20 protein-coding genes and 1 riboswitch are annotated in these 16842 nt (G+C 76.4%); of the genes, 9 read left to right on the top strand and 11 right to left on the bottom strand.

Translation table 11 applies throughout. The features are described 5' to 3' along the window. Positions 1–780, top strand: a complete 780-nt coding sequence (locus BM158_RS01250; protein ID WP_165628801.1) for a glutamine amidotransferase-related protein — start codon at positions 1–3, stop codon at positions 778–780. 37 nt (positions 781–817) lie between these two features. Next, positions 818–2536 (top strand): DEAD/DEAH box helicase, encoded by a 1719-nt coding sequence (locus tag BM158_RS01245; RefSeq protein ID WP_229827531.1) that lies wholly within the window; start codon positions 818–820, stop codon positions 2534–2536. 4 nt (positions 2537–2540) lie between these two features. Here BM158_RS01245 and BM158_RS01240 read toward each other — a convergent pair whose 3' ends face one another. Genes BM158_RS01240 through BM158_RS01230 form a run of 3 tightly spaced genes read right to left on the bottom strand, consistent with a single transcriptional unit; the run spans position 2541 to position 5049 of the window. Beyond that, on the bottom strand, positions 2541–2978 hold the full coding sequence (locus tag BM158_RS01240; RefSeq protein WP_091553734.1) for a GNAT family N-acetyltransferase: 438 nt from the start codon (positions 2976–2978) through the stop codon (positions 2541–2543). Continuing rightward, positions 2975–4507, bottom strand: coding sequence for a flotillin family protein (locus tag BM158_RS01235; RefSeq protein WP_091553731.1), 1533 nt, complete (start codon positions 4505–4507; stop codon positions 2975–2977). Before BM158_RS01235 ends, BM158_RS01240 begins: the two co-directional genes overlap by 4 nt. Continuing rightward, positions 4504–5049 (bottom strand): hypothetical protein, encoded by a 546-nt coding sequence (locus tag BM158_RS01230; protein WP_091553727.1) that lies wholly within the window; start codon positions 5047–5049, stop codon positions 4504–4506. The genes BM158_RS01235 and BM158_RS01230 overlap by 4 nt, the downstream gene beginning before the upstream one ends. Before the next feature lie 125 nt (positions 5050–5174). Next, positions 5175–5269, top strand: a riboswitch (TPP riboswitch). On the opposite strand from BM158_RS01230, the gene thiM reads away from it, so the two are divergent. The 4 genes from thiM (at position 5260) to BM158_RS01210 (ending at position 8205) form a co-directional block, all read left to right on the top strand. Then, positions 5260–6066: a hydroxyethylthiazole kinase gene (gene thiM, locus BM158_RS01225; protein WP_091553724.1), complete on the top strand. Its 807-nt coding sequence runs from the start codon at positions 5260–5262 to the stop codon at positions 6064–6066. (Overlaps the previous riboswitch by 10 nt.) Next, entirely contained in the window at positions 6063–6695 is a 633-nt protein-coding gene (thiE, locus tag BM158_RS01220; RefSeq protein WP_091553721.1) for a thiamine phosphate synthase, read from the top strand. The genes thiM and thiE overlap by 4 nt, the downstream gene beginning before the upstream one ends. An 8-nt stretch (positions 6696–6703) precedes the next feature. Continuing rightward, the gene (gene thiD, locus BM158_RS01215; RefSeq protein WP_229827532.1) at positions 6704–7531 is read left to right on the top strand and encodes a bifunctional hydroxymethylpyrimidine kinase/phosphomethylpyrimidine kinase; all 828 of its coding nucleotides are present in this window, start codon (positions 6704–6706) and stop codon (positions 7529–7531) included. Beyond that, positions 7528–8205 (top strand): TenA family protein, encoded by a 678-nt coding sequence (locus BM158_RS01210; RefSeq protein WP_165628800.1) that lies wholly within the window; start codon positions 7528–7530, stop codon positions 8203–8205. The genes thiD and BM158_RS01210 overlap by 4 nt, the downstream gene beginning before the upstream one ends. On the opposite strand, the gene BM158_RS01205 is transcribed toward BM158_RS01210, so the two are convergent. Beyond that, the gene (locus BM158_RS01205; protein ID WP_091553712.1) at positions 8124–9467 is read right to left on the bottom strand and encodes a DNA polymerase IV; all 1344 of its coding nucleotides are present in this window, start codon (positions 9465–9467) and stop codon (positions 8124–8126) included. The two genes, BM158_RS01210 and BM158_RS01205, sit on opposite strands and share 82 nt — an antisense overlap. An 18-nt stretch (positions 9468–9485) precedes the next feature. On the opposite strand from BM158_RS01205, the gene BM158_RS01200 reads away from it, so the two are divergent. Further along, positions 9486–10079 (top strand): class I SAM-dependent methyltransferase, encoded by a 594-nt coding sequence (locus BM158_RS01200; RefSeq protein ID WP_091553709.1) that lies wholly within the window; start codon positions 9486–9488, stop codon positions 10077–10079. Positions 10080–10154: 75 nt separating this feature from the next. Here BM158_RS01200 and BM158_RS01195 read toward each other — a convergent pair whose 3' ends face one another. Together BM158_RS01195 and BM158_RS01190 are read right to left on the bottom strand one after the other, a co-directional pair. Next, entirely contained in the window at positions 10155–11036 is an 882-nt protein-coding gene (locus BM158_RS01195; RefSeq protein WP_091553705.1) for an NAD(+)/NADH kinase, read from the bottom strand. Beyond that, the gene (locus BM158_RS01190) at positions 11033–12031 is read right to left on the bottom strand and encodes an SPFH domain-containing protein (RefSeq protein ID WP_091553700.1); all 999 of its coding nucleotides are present in this window, start codon (positions 12029–12031) and stop codon (positions 11033–11035) included. Before BM158_RS01190 ends, BM158_RS01195 begins: the two co-directional genes overlap by 4 nt. 81 nt (positions 12032–12112) lie before the next feature. Between BM158_RS01190 and BM158_RS01185 the strand changes: the two genes are divergently transcribed. Beyond that, positions 12113–12784 (top strand): NUDIX hydrolase, encoded by a 672-nt coding sequence (locus BM158_RS01185; RefSeq protein WP_091553696.1) that lies wholly within the window; start codon positions 12113–12115, stop codon positions 12782–12784. Here the strand turns inward: BM158_RS01185 and BM158_RS01180 are convergent, their stop codons facing one another. Further along, positions 12785–13156: an MmcQ/YjbR family DNA-binding protein gene (locus tag BM158_RS01180; protein ID WP_091556112.1), complete on the bottom strand. Its 372-nt coding sequence runs from the start codon at positions 13154–13156 to the stop codon at positions 12785–12787. It abuts the gene before it with no gap. 26 nt (positions 13157–13182) lie between these two features. Further along, complete coding sequence (locus BM158_RS01175; RefSeq protein ID WP_207506067.1) at positions 13183–14019, bottom strand: alpha/beta hydrolase fold domain-containing protein; 837 nt, start codon at positions 14017–14019, stop codon at positions 13183–13185. 48 nt (positions 14020–14067) lie between these two features. Here BM158_RS01175 and BM158_RS01170 point away from each other — a divergent pair, with 48 nt between their 5' ends. Further along, on the top strand, positions 14068–14526 hold the full coding sequence (locus BM158_RS01170) for a cupin domain-containing protein (protein ID WP_091553693.1): 459 nt from the start codon (positions 14068–14070) through the stop codon (positions 14524–14526). On the opposite strand, the gene BM158_RS01165 is transcribed toward BM158_RS01170, so the two are convergent. From BM158_RS01165 to BM158_RS01155, 3 genes are read right to left on the bottom strand one after another with little or no spacing between them, the layout of a single operon-like run. Beyond that, positions 14510–15199: a VOC family protein gene (locus tag BM158_RS01165; RefSeq protein ID WP_091553689.1), complete on the bottom strand. Its 690-nt coding sequence runs from the start codon at positions 15197–15199 to the stop codon at positions 14510–14512. The genes BM158_RS01170 and BM158_RS01165 overlap by 17 nt on opposite strands. Then, a complete protein-coding gene (locus tag BM158_RS01160; RefSeq protein ID WP_091553686.1) occupies positions 15181–16068 on the bottom strand; it encodes an aminoglycoside phosphotransferase family protein in 888 nt (295 codons plus the stop codon). The genes BM158_RS01165 and BM158_RS01160 overlap by 19 nt, the downstream gene beginning before the upstream one ends. Next, on the bottom strand, positions 16068–16799 hold the full coding sequence (locus tag BM158_RS01155; RefSeq protein ID WP_207506066.1) for an aminoglycoside 3'-phosphotransferase: 732 nt from the start codon (positions 16797–16799) through the stop codon (positions 16068–16070). The genes BM158_RS01160 and BM158_RS01155 overlap by 1 nt, the downstream gene beginning before the upstream one ends. Positions 16800–16842: the final 43 nt, after the last annotated feature.

Raw genomic sequence — 16842 nt, 5'->3', positions numbered from 1 at the left:
GTGACCACGGAGGCGCAGCCGGTGCCGTGTCGTCGCCCGGCGGTGGTCGGCGCGCCCGCCAAGGTGGTCGCCGTGGTCACGGGCGAGGCAGTGGTGTGGGCAGGCAGCGGCACCCTGTGGCCCGGCACGGGTTGGGGAGAACCGCTGGCCGAGCAGCTGGCCGCGCTCGGCTGGCGGGTCTCGCTGGTCCCGTGGGGCGACCCGGCCGACGAGCACCGCGGCCGCGCCGACGTGCTGCACGTGTTCAGCGGCGGCCTCGAGGCCGTCGGGTCCCGGACCGCGGCGATGGCCGAGCGGCTGGACGCCGTCCGGTCCGCGCTGGCCGTGGCCGACGAGGGCCGCGCCGCCGTGCTCGGGGTCTGCCTGGGCGCCCAGATGATCGCCGCCGTCACCACCGGCGTGGCCCCCCAGCCGGTCGCCGCGGGCGGCGAGGTCGGGACCACCACCGTGCACGGGCACGGCGTCCCCGACCTGACCGTGCCCACCGCGCACGTGCAGGAGGTGCCCGCCTCCGTGCTGCAGCGGCCCGACGTCCGGCTGCTCTGGAGCAACGCGGTCAGCACCGTGCAGGGCTTCGCCGTCGGCCGCGCCGCCGTCGGCGTGCAGTTCCACCCGGAGCTCACCGCGCCCGAGGCGCGCTGGGCCGCGGCGTCCTTCCGGTCACTGCTGGACGTCCCCGACGCACCGCCCGCCACCGGCGTCGTCGACCCGGCCGCCAGCCTGTCGACCGTGCTCGCCGCCGCCGGCGCGCACCGCCGGGTCGGCGCGCTCGCCGCCTGACCCGCCGCCGGCCCGCCGGCACGTAGCGTCGGACGCCGTGCCCGGACGCCGCAGGACCACCCGCAAGGCCAGCCCGACCACCGCCCGGACGACGGCGCGCACGGCCGCGGCGCGGAAGGCGCCCACGAAGGCACCGGCGCGACCGGTGGCCGGGCCGGGGGAGCGGGTGTGGGTGCTCGCCGTCCCCTTCCGCGCCCCGGCGCCCGGTGCCTCCTGGGACAAGGACCTGCAGGCCCACGTCTGGGTCGGCACGACCCCGCCGCCCGAGCTGGCGCCCTACGTCCCCGGCCCGCACACCGTCGAGCGCTTCCTCGAGGACGAGCTCAACGCCGACCCCCGGCCGGTGCCCGCCGGTGACCGGATGACCCCGCGCGCCGAGCAGGTCAGCGGGGCCGCCGCGGTCGCCGCCGCCGAGGCCGCCGGCGCCCGGATGTTCCTGCTCGGCGACGACCCCGGCGTCGGCAAGACCGGCACCGCCGTCCTCGCCGTGCAGCAGATCGCCGCCCGCCGCGGCGCGCGGACCGTGCTCGTCGTCGCCGACCGCCCGGCGGCCATCACCATCCCGCACTGGACCCGGTCCATCAGCGCCTTCGGCACCGGCGACCTGCGCTGGTGCGTCACCACCTGGGACCGGCTGGGCAAGGTCCGCGACCTGCGGTTCGACGTCGTGGTGGCCGACGAGGCGCACATGGTCCGGCACACCACCACCCAGCGGTGGAAGCACTGGAAGGCCGTCTCCGGCGGCGGACGGGTCAAGGACGCCCCGTTCGTCCTGCTCACCACGGCGACCCCGGCGCACTCCCCGCTCGAGCTGCCCTACCTCGCCCCGCACTTCGCGACCCTGCACGGCGAGCCGCTGCGGGCCTGGTCGGACCTGCCGGCCCGGCTGACCGAGCACGGGTTCCACGTGGAACGTGGTCGCTACGGCAGCACCTGGACCGAGGACCCCGACGAGCGGCGCGCGGACCTGGCCCGGCTGCGGGCCTGGCTCACCGACACCGACCCGCCCACCACGCTGCACCGCGCGGCTCCCTGGGGGGACGTGCAGGTCACCGGCACCCCGGTCGCGCTGACCCCCGCCGAGCGCGCGCAGTACGACAGCGACTGGCAGGAGTTCCGGAGCGAGATGCAGCTGGCCAGGAGGTCGCGGCAGACCGCCCGCGGCCGGGCCGCGCTGCTGCGGTTCCGGCAGAAGGCCGGCCTGATCCGGGTGCCCGCCACGGTGGACTGGGTGAGGGCGCAGGTCGAGGCCGACCGGCAGGTGGCGGTGTCGGTGGAGTTCGTCGAGACTGCGGCCGACCCGATCCGCGAGGCGCTGCTGGCCGCCGGGGTGCCGGTGTCGGGCATCTACGGCCGGGACCGCTTCGACGTGGAGGCCGAGCGGCTGCGGTTCCAGCGCGGGGAGTCGCGGGTCTGCGTGTTCACCGTGACCGCCTCGATCAGCCTGCACGCCGGCGAGCAGTTGCCCGGCGCCGCCGCCTCCAGCTCGCCGCGGGTCGGCCTGTTCCACCAGCCGCGGTTCTCCGGCATCGCCGCCCGCCAGGTCACCGGACGCACCCACCGCGACCACCAGGTCTCGCCGTGGCGGATCGCCTACGCCGAGGACACCGTCGAGGAGCAGGTGGCGAAGGTGATGGTCGAGCGGCTGGCGGTCACCGGATCGACCGCCGGCGGCGACACCGCCGGTCTGCAGCAGATCGCCGAGCTCCTGGACGCCGACTGGCTGCCCCAGGCCTCGCTCACCGGCTCGGACTGAGGGCTCAGGTCGTGGGCGCGACCATCCGCATGGGCAGGTGCGGGATGCCGTCCTCTAGGTAGTCCTCGCCCGACCGCTGGAAGCCGAACCGGGCGTACCAGCCCTCCAGGTAGGCCTGGGCGCCGATGTCCACGGTGCGGCCGGCGCAGAGCTCCAGCCCGCGCCGGACCAGCTGCGCCGACAGGCCGCGGCCACGCGCGGACGCCGCCGTCGCCACCCGGCCGACGGCCCGGTCCTCGCCGTTCTCCAGCACCCGGATGCAGGACAGCACCTCGCCGTCCGCACCGGGGACCCAGACGTGCAGCGTGCCCGGTTCGGCGTCCCGCCCGTCGAGCTCGGGGTACGGGCAGGTCTGCTCCACCACGAACACGTCGACCCGCAGCCGGAGCAGGCCGTACAGCTCGGTGGTGGTCAGGTCGGCGAACCGCTTCTCGACGATCACGCAGGACGGTGCCCGTCGCCGTCCACGGCGACGCGCTCGACGGCGGGCCCGGCACCCATGCTGTCCGCGGCGGCACCGGAGAGCCGCTTGAGCAGCGCGGTGACGTCCAGGCCGGTCAGGTCGCCGGACAGCTGCAGGCCCTGCGCGACGTTGGAGGCCACCGACTTCGACAGCGACCCCGGGCCGTCGGCACTGATCACGGTCATCTTGTCCACGCTGGACAGCGGGGCGGCCGCCGCGGCGACGACCTCGGGCAGCACCTTGACCAGCAGGTCCAGGATCGCGGCCTCGCCGTAGGTGCTGAAGGCCTGCGAGCGGGCGTCCATCGACTCGGCCTCGGCCTTGCCCTTGGCCAGGATCGCGGCGGCCTCGGCGGCACCCTCGCGCTCCACGGCGTCGGCGACGGCCTGGCGGCGCAGCTTCTCGGCCTCACCGCGCTTGGCGCCCTCGATGGCCTCGGCCTCGGCCAGCGCCGACCGGCGGGCCCGCTCGCCCTCACCGGAGAGCTTGGCCTGCTCGGCCGCGGCCTGGGCGGCAGCGATGGTGGCCTGCCGGTCGGCCTCGGCGGCGAGGATGGCGGAGTTCTTGCGGCCCTCGGCCTCCTGCTCCACCCGGTAGCGCTCGGCGTCGGCGGGGCGGCGGACCTGGGTGTCCAGCTGGGCCTGGGTCAGCGAGGCGTTGCGCGCGGCGACCTTCTCCTGCTCGGCGAGCACCTGCTGGTCCTGCGCGGCCTGGGCCAGCGGACCGGCCGCGGCGGCCTTGGCCTTGGCGGCGTCGATCTCGGCGTTGATCTCGGCCTGCTTGAGCGCCAGCTGCCGCTGGGAGACCGCGATGGCCTCGTCGGCGAGCAGCTGCTCCTGCTGGGCGGCCTGGCGGGCGCGGGCCTCGGCGATGGAGGCCTCCTTGAGCACGCGGGCGGCCTCGGGACGGCCCAGGTCGGCCAGGTAGGTGCCCTCGGCCTGGATGTCCTGCAGCTGGAAGGTGTCCAGCACCAGGCCCTGGCCGGTCAGGGAGGACTCGGCCTCCTCGGCGACGGCGGAGGCGAACGCGGCGCGGTCGCGGATGATCTCCTCGATCGTCAGCCGGCCCACGATGGAGCGCAGCGCACCGGCGAGCACCTCCGAGGTGAAGGTGTCGATGCCCTGCTGCTGCTGCAGGAACCGCTGCGCGGCGGCCCGGATCGAGGACTCGTTGCCGCCGACCTTGACGATGGCCACGCCCTCGAGGTCGCACTTGACGCCCTGCTTGCTCACCGCGCCGCGGATGCCGACCGGGATGCGCCGGCTGGACAGGTCCAGGGTGTGCAGCTTCTGCACGACCGGGAGCACGAAGACGCTGGCGCCCATGACGACCTTCTGGCCGCTCATGTCGCGGCTGACCGTGCCGTCGGCGCCGGTGACCGACCGGCCCTGCCGGCCGGTGACCAGGAACGCCTGGTTGGGCCCGGCCACCTTGATGCGGGAGAGCACCAGCAGCACGAGCAGGATCACCAGGACGGCGATGCCGCCGATCGCGTAGAGCAGGGTCACGGGGTGCTGCCTCCAGACTCATCCGGTGCGGTCGAGACGACCTCCACCGAGGTCGGCGACGGGGTGTCGACGACGTAGACGGGCGTGCCGGTGGGCAGCGGGACCTCGCTGCGCGCCGCGTACTTCAGCTGCTGGCCGTGCAGCGACAGCCGCACCTCGCCGAACCCGCCGGCCGGGACGGCGGAGACCACCACGCCCTGCGCGCCGAGGACGTCGCCGCTGGTGAGCGTCGGGGTGGTGGCCATGCCGCGCAGCGAGGAGGCGAGCTTGACCGCGCCGGCGGCCAGCGGCAGCGCCACGACGACGCCGACCAGCAGGCACAGCAGCACGGTGACGACGCCGGGCAGCGCCGGCAGCAGCGCCGAGGCGGCCGCGCCGCCGAAGCCCACGCCACCCACGAAGGCGGCGATGGCCGGCAGCGAGAACGGGCCGTCGGCGTCGGGGTGGCCGAGGTCGGCCATCTCCCCACCCAGCAGCGCGACCAGCAGGACCAGGACGCCGACACCGCCCACGGCGAGGAAGACGATCGCGGTGGCGTCCAACGTGCTCCTCTCCGGCGGGCGAGCGGCCAGCCTCACAGCCGGGCCGGTTCCGATCAAGTCGCGTGCAGGATCTGGGGACGGACCTCACCCCTGTGGACGAGGCCCCGTGACGGGGTGCCAGGATCGGTGACGACACGGGGTGCCCCGCCTGGGGGCTGAGATGACACCCGTCGAACCTGCTCCAGCTCGTACTGGCGAAGGGATGTCGACATGAGCCGTTCCACGACCGCGTCGCTGATGGCGGCCCGGGCCGCCCTCACCGAGGTGCGCCCCCTGGTGCACTGCCTGACCAACACCGTCGTGCAGGCCTTCACCGCGAACGCCCTGCTCGCCGTCGGCGCCTCGCCGGCCATGGTGGACGCCCCCGAGGAGGCCGCGGAGTTCGCCGGCCTCGCCTCGGCCGTGCTGGTCAACGTCGGCACGCTCAACGCCCGCACGGCCGAGGCCATGCGGGCCGCCGCTGCGCGGGCCGCCGACGACGCGAAGCCCTGGGTGCTCGACCCGGTCGCGGTGGGCGCGCTCGGGTTCCGCACCCGGCTGGCCGCCGAGCTGCTCGATCACCGGCCCGACGTCGTCCGCGGCAACGCCTCCGAGGTCATCGCGCTGGCCGGCGCCGGGGCCGGCGGGCGGGGCACCGACAGCACCGCGGGGGTCGACAGCGCCGCGGCGGCGGCCACCGACCTGGCCCGCCGCACCGGTGGCGTCGTCGCGGTGAGCGGCGAGGTCGACCTGTTCACCGACGGCGAGCGCACCCTCCGGGTCGGCGGCGGCCACGTCCTGCTGACCCGCACCACGGGGGCCGGCTGCGCCCTGGGCGCGCTGACCGCCGCGTACGTGGCCGCGACGGGGTCCGGCCTGTGGGGCGCCGTCGCCGCCCACGCGCACACGGCCCGGGCCGCCGAGCGCGCGGCGGCGGTCTGCGGCGGCCCGGGGTCCTTCGCGACCGCCTGGCTGGACGCCCTCGACGCCATCGGCCCCGACGAGCTGGCCGACGCCGACGTCCGGGACCAGGCGTGAGGTTCGACCCGACGCTGTACCTGGTCACCGACACCGCCCTCTGCGCCCCGCGCTCGGTGCCCGAGGTCGTGGCGGCCGCGGTCGCCGGCGGGGTCACCGCCGTCCAGGTGCGGGACAAGACCGCCTCCCGGCGCGAGCTGCTCGAGCTGACCCGGGCCGTGCAGGCCGCGCTCGCCGACCGGCGGGACGTCGCGGTCGTCGTCGACGACGCCCTGGACGTCGCGCTGCTGGCCGGGGCGGACGGCGTGCACGTGGGCCGGTCCGACCTGCCGGTCACCGAGGTCCGGGCGCACGCCCCCCACCTGCACGTCGGCCTCTCGGTGGGCACCGACGAGGAACTGGCCGCCGCCCGGGCGCTGCCGGCGGGCACGGTGGACCTGCTGGGCATCGGCCCCGTCTGGGCGACCGCGACCAAGACCGACGCCGGCCCGGCCCTCGGCCCCGCGGGCGTCGCCCGGCTGGTGGCCGGCGCCGGGGGGCTGACGACGGTGGCGATCGGCGGCGTCCGTGCCGACCGGGTCGCCGAGCTGACCTCCACCGGTGTCGACGGCGTGTGCGTGGTCTCCGACGTCTGCGCCGCACCCGACCCGCACGCTGCCGCGGCCGCCCTCCGCCGGGCGTCCCGGTGAGTGCCCGGGTGGCGCTCAGCGTCGCCGGGTCCGACCCGAGCGGGGGAGCGGGCATCCAGGCCGACCTCAAGGCGTTCAGCGCCCTGGGTGCCTACGGCTGCGCGGTCCTCACCGCGCTCACCGCGCAGAGCACCCGCGGCGTGACCGGGGTGCACGTCGTCCCGGCGTCCTTCGTGGTGGACCAGCTCACCACCCTGCTCGACGACGTCGCCGTGCACGCCACCAAGACCGGCATGCTCCCCACCGCCGAGGTGGTGGAGGCCGTCGCCGGCGTGCTCGGCGGCGGGACGGCGGGGCCCGTGGTGGTCGACCCCGTCATGGTCGCCACCAGCGGCGACGCCCTGGTCGACGCCGAGGCCGTGGCGGCCATCCGGGACGTGCTGCTGCCGGTGGCCGCCCTGGTGACGCCGAACGTCCCGGAGGCCGCCCGCATGCTGTGCACGGACCCCGCGCGCAGCGAGGCCGACCTGCGCGCGCAGGCGGTGGCACTGCTGGACCTGGGGCCGGCTGCGGTGCTGGTCAAGGGCGGGCACCTGGCCGACGAGCTGGGGGAGGGCGTCGACGTGCTCGCCGTCCGCGGCGGCGGGGTGCACGTGTCCCGCCGTCCCGTCGTCCCGACGTCGAACACGCACGGCACCGGCTGCACGCTGTCCGCAGCCCTGGCCGCGGTCGCCACCGTGCCGTCGACGGCCGGGGCCGCCCCCGACTGGCCCGCGCTGGTCGAGGACGCCCGGGACCTGCTGCAGGCCGGGCTCGAGGCCGCCGACGACCTGCACGTCGGCACCGGCAACGGGCCCGTGCACCACCTGGCGCAGCTGTGGGGGGACCACCGGTGACCTTCAGCGAGCGGGCGTGGGCCGGCACCGAGGTGGTGCGTGCCGAGATCGACGCGCTGGGGTTCCTCGCCGACCTGGCCGACGGCAGCCTCGACCCCGCCGCTTTCCGGTTCTACCTGGAGCAGGACGCGCTCTACCTGGCCGGCTACGCCAGGGCGCTGGCGCTGCTGGCCGCCCGCGCCCCCGACCCGCGGGCCGGGGCGTTCTGGGCGGGCTCCGCGCACACCGCCGCGGTGGTGGAGACCGCGCTGCACGGTGACCTGCTGGAGCTGCTCGGCGGCGGCCCGCGCACCGACGAGCCCAGCGCGACCTGCCGGGCCTACGTCTCCTACCTGGTGGCGACGGCGGCGACCGAGCCGTACGCGGTGGGCTGCGCGGCGGTGCTGCCCTGCTTCTGGGTGTACGCGCACACCGGCGCCCGGCTGGCCCCCGCCGCCCGCGCCGTCCCGGACCACCCCTACCTGCGCTGGGTGACCACCTACGACGACCCGGCGTTCCAGGAGTCGACCCGGCGGGCCCGGGAGCTCACCGACGCCGCCGCGACGCCGGAGCTCGAGCCGGCCATGCTGCGGGCGTTCGCGGTCGCGACCGCCTACGAGCGGGAGTTCTGGTCCTCGGTGCCCCGCCAGTCGGGTGGCTCGGCGGGCACCAGCGCCGGGTCGTCGACGGCGTAGGTGCGCACCGGGCCCGGCGGCGTCAGCGGCCCCTCGAACCGGACGGTGACCCGGCCCAGCCCGCTGCCCCACACCCAGCCGGCGCCCATGTCGGCGTGCGCGACGTCCTGGCCGGGGTGCCAGGACCGCGACTGCGGCTCCGGGGTCTCCGGGTCGTCGTCCTCGGTGTCGAGGACGACGGGGGCCTCGTCGGGGGCGAACAGGTCGCCCTGCACGTAGGTGGCCAGGCCCGAGACGCCGACGCCGAGCAGCCGGACGCCGCCGGTGCGGTCGATGCCGGCCAGCAGCCGGGTGGCGACGTCGCTGACGGTGCGGGCGTCGTCCACCGGCTGGGGCAGGGTCTGCGAGCGGGTCAGCGTGGTGAAGTCGTAGCGCCGGAACTTGAGGGTGACGGTGCGTCCCGCCGTCCCCTCCTTCTGCAGCCGGGCGACGACCCGGTCGGCCAGCCAGCGGATCTCGCTCTGCAGCCGGCCCAGGTCGGTGAGGTCGGTGGCGTAGGTGCGCTCGGCGGAGACGCTCTTGGCCTCCCGGTCGGGGACGACGGGCCGGTCGTCCAGGGCCCGGGCGAGGCGGAACAGGCCGCTGCCGTGCGCCTGGCCGACGAGGGCGACCAGGTCGGTCAGCGACCGCTCGTGCAGGTCGCCGACGGTGCGGACGCCGACCGCCGACAGCCGGTCACCCGTGGCCGGACCCACGCCGGGCAGCGAGCGCACCGGCAGCGGGTGCAGCACGTCGGTCTCCGAGCCGGCGGGGACGACGAGCAGGCCGTCGGGCTTGTCCAGCTCGCTGCCGATCTTGGCCATCGTCTTCGACGACCCGATGCCCACCGACCCGCGGACGCCGCCGGTGGCGGTGTGGATGCGCTCCTTGAGGTCGCGGGCCAGCGCGGTCAGCCCGTCGGTGGACAGGTCGTGGTCGCCGGCGGCCAGGTCGACGTAGGCCTCGTCCACGCTGACCTGCTCCACCAGCGGGGACAGCTCGCGCAGCAGGTCCATGACCACGCGGGAGGTGACCGAGTAGGCGGCGAACCGGCCGCCGAGGAACGCCGTCCCGGGTGGGCAGCGGCGGCGGGCCTCGGCGGTGGACATGGCGCTGCGGGCGCCGTAGGCGCGGGCCTCGTAGGAGGCGGTCGAGACCACGCCGCGCCCGCCGGTGCCGCCGACGACGACGGGCTTGCCCCGCAGCGAGGGCTTGTCGCGCTGCTCGACGGCGGCGAAGAAGGCGTCGAGGTCCAGGTGGAGCACGCCGGCCTCGGATCGCATCCCCTGCATGATGCCCGGATGAGCGAGCACGCGAGCTGGGCCGCCATCACGGCCGAGGACCCCGACCACTCCCAGTGGTACGTCGACCGCTTCCGCGGCCTGGCGGCCGAGGGCGCCGACCTGGACGGCGAGGCACGCCTCGTCGACGCGATGCTGCCCCGCGGTTCGCGGGTGCTGGACGCCGGCTGCGGGCCGGGCCGGGTCGGCGGCGCGCTGCACCGCGCCGGGCACGTCGTCACCGGGGTGGACGGCGACCCGGTGCTGGTCGCCGCCGCCGGGACCGACCACCCCGGACCCCGGTGGCTGGTCGACGACCTGACCACCTTCGACCTCGGCGAGACCTTCGACGCGGTGGTCTGCGCGGGCAACGTCATCACCTTCGTCGAGCCGGCGCTGCGCCGGGACGCGCTCACCCGGCTGCGCGCGCACCTGGTGCCCGAGGGCCGGATGGCCATCGGGTTCGGCGACCACCGCGGCTACGGGTTCGCCGAGTTCCGCGCCGACGCCGCGGCGACCGGCTGGGCGGAGGACGTGCTGCTGTCCACGTGGGACCTGCGCCCCTTCGCCGCGGACTCGACCTTCCTGGTCGCCCTCCTCCGCCCGGCTGGGTGACCGTCGATCGACGCACATCGATCATTCCGCGCTCGAACTGATCGGTCAGCGTCGATCGACGGCCCGCAGGTGAGCTCACAGGACCAGCTGCAGCGCCCGCTCCGCCCGGCCGACGGTCACCCGCTGACCCCAGGTGAGGGTCAGGTGGTCGTCCTCCAGTCCGTCGCCGAAGGCCACCAGGCGGTCGCTCTCCACGGTCACCGCCAGCTCCTCGCCGGCCGCCAGCAGACCCTCGGTGCAGCTGGCGCCGGTGACCGGGGAGGGCCAGGCCTCCCGCACGAACCAGGCCAGCGCCGGGTCGGTCGGACCGGGCAGCGCGAGCTCGCTGCGCCGCTCCAGGGCTGCCGACCGGCACCACCCGGTGGCGCCGGTCCCGGTCGACACCAGCAGCCCGGACGACGCCTGCCGCTCCGGCTCGGCCCCGGGCGCCTGCAGCCGGTAGCGGGCGGTCTGGTGGGTCGGCTGGCCCAGGTAGACCTCGTTGAGCGCGGTCAGCTCCTGCCCGTCGTCGGTCCGGGCCCGCACCGTGGTCCGCGCCTGGGTGCGGTGGCGGGCGGCCAGGAGCTCGCCGACGTCGGCGGCCCGGTGCCGGACCAGCACGCCGGCGTTGCGGCCGGGCTCGGGGTCGACCCCGACGACGGGCTGGCCGTCGAGGTACTTGGCCACGTTGGCGACCAGCCCGTCCTGCCCGACCACGAGGACGACGTCGTCCGGGGCGAACAGGAACCGCGGCAGGTCGGCGCGCTCCACGCTGCCCCGCCGCCACTCCAGCGGCACCTGCGCCAGCGCGGTGGCGACGGCGGCCTGCTGGGCGGCGTCGCGCGCGGCGACCTCCTCGACGTCCCGGCCGCGGCTGCGCAGGAAGAACGCCGCCTGCCCGCGGGTGCCGTGCCGGGCCACCAGCTCGGTGAGCTCGGTGGCCCGGTGCACCAGCACCACCCGGGGGGCCAGGCTCAACGCTCGCTCCCGAGCTTGGCCAGCAGGCCCGTCAGCATGTCCGGCGTCACCGTGACGTTCTGGATCTGCGGCAGGTTCGAGGCCAGCTGGCGCAGCGCCAGGGCGTGCACGGTCTCCACCGGCATGTCCACCCAGACGGCCCACTCGGCGCGGTTGGCCGCACCGCGGGCCTCACCCTGCACCCGGGTGCGCTCGGCCTCGACCTGCGCGGCGGCACGGTCGCGGCGGGCCTTGGACTCCGCGGCCACCTCGGCGGCGGCCGCGGCGTTCTCGGCCTCCCGCCGGGCGTTGACGCCGCGCTGGCCGACCAGCTCCTCCTCGCGGCGGGCCAGCTCCACCTGGTTGGCGAGCTCGTTCTCGCTGATCGCCCGCTCCCGCTCCACCGCGGTGGCCCGCCGGGCGTAGGTCGCGGCGTCCGCCTCGGCCTGCACCCGCTCGCGGGTCGGCGTCCGCAGTGCCCGCTCGACCTCGGGCTCGGGCCGGATCGCCACCACCCGGACGTCGACGACGGCGATGCCGGTCTCGACCAGCCGCGCGTCGGCGGCCAGGCCGGCGGCGACGGCGTCGCGCACCGGGCCGACGCCGGCGGTGAGCGCGGTGGTCAGCCCGGTGCCGGCCAGCAGGTCGATGGCGTGCTGCTGGGCCGACTCGGTGAGCAGCCCGGCGACCTGCTCCAGCGGGGTGCCGCGCCACAGGCCGGTGTCGGGGTCGACGGAGAAGTCGACCCGGCCGACGGCGAGCGCGGGGTCGGCGAAGCGGAAGGTCAGCGTCATCTGCACGGTGACGTCCTGGAAGTCCGCCGTCCGGGCGTGGAACAGCAGGGGCAGCTCGCGGTCGTCGACCGGCACCTCGCTGAGCACCGCCGACAGCGGGCGGAACCAGAAGCTGGCGCCGGTGCCGCCGTGCCGCAGCCGGCCGGCCGTCACGTGCTGCACGTAGGCGGTCGCCGATCCGCGCAGGTGGCGGGTGAAGGGGTAGCGGGCGATGTCGGCCATGACGTCCTCCTCGTTCGTTGTCGTCAACGCGACGATAAACAGGCGGATGGCTTGTCGTCAACTTGACGCTAGGGTGGCGCCGTGGCCCACCCCCCGTTCGCGGTGACCGTCGACCTGGTCGTGCTGACCGTGCGCGCCGACGAGCTGTGCGTGCTGCTGGTGCGCCGCGGCGAGGAGCCGTTCCGGGGCCGGGACGCCCTCCCCGGCGGGTTCGTGCGCCCCGACGAGGACCTGGCGACGGCGGCCGCCCGCGAGCTCGCCGAGGAGACCGGGCTGGCGGTGGGGCACCTGGAGCAGCTGGCCTCCTACGGCGACCCGGACCGCGACCCCCGACAGCGGGTGGTCACCGTCGCGCACCTGGCGCTGGTGCCCGACCAGCCGGTGCCGACGGCGGGGACCGACGCCGCGGAGGCGCGCTGGGTGCCGGTCACGCAGGCCCGAGGGCTGGCGTTCGACCACGACCGGGTGCTCGCCGACGGCGTGGAGCGGGCGCGGGCGAAGCTGGAGTACACCGCGCTGGGCACGGCCTTCTGCGACGGCGAGTTCACCGTCGCCCAGCTGCGCCGGGTCTACGAGGTGGTCTGGGGCCGGGCGCTGGACCCGCGGAACTTCCACCGCAAGGTCACCGGCACCCCCGGCCTGCTGGAACCGACGGGGGAGACCACCACGAGGGACGGCGGCCGGCCGGCGCAGCTGTTCCGGCGCGGCGCGGCCGAGCAGCTGCACCCGCCCCTGCTCCGCGCCGACACCTGATCAGCCGGCCCGCAGCCGCGCGGGCGCCATCACCCGCCAGGCATCCTCGACCAGCTCCGCGAGCAGGGTCGCCTCGACGTCGTCCAGGCGCACCAGGACCGCGGCGTAGCCGTCGAAGTGCGGGATGGTGAAGCAGACCTCGGGCTCGGCGGCCAGCAGCTCGGCCTTGCCGCCCTCGCCGTCCACCCGGATGCCCATGACCTCGCCGTCCGGGGCGGCGTCCCCCAGGTCGGCCCGGTCCTTCTTCCCCAGCGGCCGCACCCACACGAACGTCTTGCCGGCCACCTTCCAGCAGCGGTTGCCCCAGGTGGTGCCCTCGGCGACCGACGGCAGGCCGGTCGCGATCCGCTCCACGTCGTCCCAGGTGGCCACGGCGGACACTCTGGCCCGTCCCGGGGTCAGCCGGCAAGGGCCGCCCGGAGCCGGTCGGCCACCTGGGCCATGGTGTCGCGGGCGCGCACCGGGTCCTCGGTGAGGAAGTAGTGGTCGACGCCGGGGGTGTCGTGGTGCCAGACCTCGACGCCGGCCTCCCGCAGCCGCCGGGCGTAGGCGACGCCGTCCGGGCGGAGGGTGTCGCGGCCGGCGGTGAGCACCAGGGCGGGGGGCAGGCCGGTGAGGTCGGGGGCCAGCAGCGGGGAGGCGTAGGGCTCGCGGCGGCGCTCGACGTCGGGGAAGTAGACGCGGCGGACCAGCCCGCGGAGGGACGGCGAGATCATCCCCGCCCCGGCCGGCACCTCCGACGCCATGTCGAGGGCCGGGATGCCCAGCACCTGCAGCGCCGGGGTGAAGGAGCCCCGGTCGCGGGCCATCAGGGCGACGGCGGCCGCCGTGCCGCCGCCGGAGGAGAACCCGCCGACGGAGGTGCGGTCGAACCGCTGCGCCACCCACGCCGCCACGTCGTGGGCCTGCTCCTGGGCGACCGGGTAGGCGACGTAGGGGCCGGTGCGGAAGTCGACGTTGTGCACCACCGCGCCCGTGGTGGCGGCCAGGTAGCGGCACCACCAGTCGTCCATCTGCGGGTAGCGCATCAGCCAGGCGCCGCCGTGCAGGTGCACGTGCGCCGTCCTCCCCTCCCCGTACACGTGGACCGGCACCGGCCCGTGCCGGGTCGGGACCCGGACGACGGAGGGCGGGGGCAGCTCGGAGCCGGCGAAGCGCAGCTGCTCGCCGTAGCGGACGGTCCACCGCGCGGTCGCGTGCATCGCCATGGCCTGCAGCCGGTCGGTGATCCGCACGGCCGGTGTTCGTCGCGGGGGGCTGGGCGGATGGGGTAGACCCTGGGCATGAGCTACCTGCCTGACCCGGCGACCGTCTCCCGGCGCGGTGACCAGGAGGTCGCCGGGCCGACCCGCTTCATCGCCACCGGCGCGCAGACCCGCGGCGACTTCGGTCTGTTCGAGGTGACGATCCCGCCCGGCGGGGGTGGACCCGGGCCGCACCTGCACCGGACCTTCAGCGAGTCCTTCCACGTGCTCGAGGGCCGGCTCGCGGTCCTCTCCGGCGAGCGGTGGACGACGGCCGGGCCGGGGGACCTGGTCTACGTGCCCCGGTCGGGCGTGCACGGGTTCCGGGCGGCCGAGGAGGAGACCGGGTGCCGGATGCTGGTCCTGTTCACGCCCGGCGCCCCGCGGGAGGACTACTTCCGCGGCATGGTCGAGCTGCACGCCGGCGGCCGCACCCCGAGCACCGAGGAGCTGGACGAGCTGGCCGCCCGGTACGACCAGCTCAACCTGCGGGACTGACCTCACCGGGTGCGTCCCGGTCCTGCCAGGTGCAGACGCACACCTCGTTGCCCTCGACGTCGGCGAGCACCCAGAACGACCGGGCCGCGTCGTCGGACAGCAGCCGGCCGCCCGCCGCCAGCGCCGCGGCCACCCGGGCCGGCGCGACGTCGTGCGGCACGGTGACGTCGAGGTGGATCCGGTTGCGCTGCGGCCGGGCGGCGTCCATCTGCTGGAACCACACCGCGGGCAACCGGCCGGCGGGGTCGACCAGCGCCTCCTCGTCGCCGGGCTGGGGGACGAGGCCGAGGACGGCGGCCCAGAACGGGCGCACGGCCGGGATGTCCAGGGCGTCGACGGCGATCTCCAGCTCCTGCACGCCGGTCTCGCCGACCGGGTCGACGGGCCGGTCCACCAGCTCGGTGACCCGGCGGGCCAGCTCGACGTCGGTGGCGGTCACGACGCCGCGGGCCCGGTCCTGCACCGCGAGCCGCAGCCGGTCGGGGCGCAGGTCCGCCCGCAGGTGCGCGTCGCCGTCCGGCCCGAGCTCGACGGCGACCGCGGTGAGCAGGCCGGCGCCCTCGGCGAGGGAGTCCAGCGGGACGGCGGTGACCAGCTCGCCGAGCAGCAGCCGCCAGCCGAGGCCGGCGACGGCGTCCTGGGCCTGGGCGCGGGTCAGCGCGGGGGAGTCCACGCCGTCATCGTGCCGGGTGCCTCCGACAGCCCGGCCAGCAGCCGGGCGAGGGCGCGCTGCTGCTGGGCGTGCAGCGGGGAAGCCGGTCCGGTGACCAGCGCCTTCCACAGCGCCCACCCCCGGGCGCGCGCCCAGCAGCCGTCGTCGAGGGCGACCGCGTCCCGGAACGCGGCGCGGCCGGCGTCGTCCAGTCCGGTCCAGGCGATGACCAGGTCGCAGGCGGGGTCGCCGGTGCCGCAGGTGCCGAGGTCGATGACCGCGGACAGCCGCCCGTCGACCAGCAGCAGGTTGCCCGGCGCCAGGTCGCCGTGGAACCACACCGGGTCCCGGTCCCAGGAGGTGGTCAGCGCGTCGTCCCAGATCGCTGCGCAGCGGCGGCGGAGGTCGTGGTCCAGCGCGGGCAGGGCGGCCCGCACCTCGGCGTCGTAGGTGCCCGGGTGCAGGCCGCGCCCGCAGGAGTGCGCACCCGCCGCGGGCCCGTCCTCCGCCGGCACGGCGTGCAGCTCGCGCAGCGTCCTGCCCAGGTCGGCGCCCAGCTGCTCCCCGTCGGCACCGGCGACGGCGTCGAGCACGACGCCGGGCAGCCAGCGGCGCACCGACCACGGGTGCGGGTACCCGGCTCCGGGCCGGCCGACGGCGACCACCTCGGGGACGGCGACGGCCAGGTGCCGGGCCAGCAGCGGCAGGGCTCGCGCTTCCTTGGCCACGGCGTCGGCGTACCCGGGGGCGGCGGGCAGCCGGACGGCGAGGTCGTCGCCGAGCCGGAAGGTCCGGTTGTCGTTGCCCTGCGGCTCCACCGGCGTGACGGAGCGGTCCGCCCACTGCGGGAACTGCTCGGCGACCAGCGCGCGGACCATGGCCTGGTCCATCAGCTCTCCAGTTCCCACAGCGCCCGGTAGTACCTGATCCGCTCCGGGTCGGGCTCGATGCCGTAGGCGCGGAACAACTCGGGCTGGTGGCCCTCCCCGAAGTTCCAGTCCAGGCTCAGGGAGGCCACGGCCAGGTCGGCCCAGCGGTCGCCGACGCCCAGGTCGCCGAGGTCGACGTGGCCCACCCAGGCGCCGGCACCGGAGACGAGGGTGTTGGGCGCGCAGGCGTCCCCGTGCACGACGACCGGGTCGGTCAGCGGTGGGCGGGGACCCAGTCCGGTCGGGGTGCGGGCGGCCCAGCTCTCGCCGGCCCGGTGAGCCGGCACGACGTCGACCGGCAGGGCGTGCACGGCCCGCAGCCCGACGGCGATGGCCGCGATCGCCTCCGAACGGCGGGCGCGCCACCGGTCGCCGACCGCGTGCTCGCCGGGCAGCGGCGCGGTGAGCAGCCACTGAGCGTGGTCGTCGGCGCCGTGGTCGAGCAGGGCGGGGACGGGGTGCCGGCCGGCAAGCCAGCCCAGGGCGTCGCGCTCCCGGTCCAGGGCCGGTGCGGCCGGGCGCGGGCTCCACTTCAGGTAGGGCCCGTCGCCGAGCCGGAAGGTCAACCCGCCGAGCTCGTTGCGCCAGACCAGCTGCGCCGTCCCGTACCGCTCCTGCAGCCCGAGGACGACGGCCGGCACGCCGTCGGGCCCCAGGGTGTGGAACGCGGCCAGGTCCGCGACGTCGCTCACCGGCCCATCACCGCACACCAGCGGCGCGGGGCGCCACCGGATT

The sequence above is a fragment of the Klenkia taihuensis genome (assembly GCF_900112525.1).
Lineage (GTDB): Bacteria > Actinomycetota > Actinomycetes > Mycobacteriales > Geodermatophilaceae > Klenkia > Klenkia taihuensis.
This window is presented reverse-complemented; position numbering and strand designations above follow the sequence as displayed.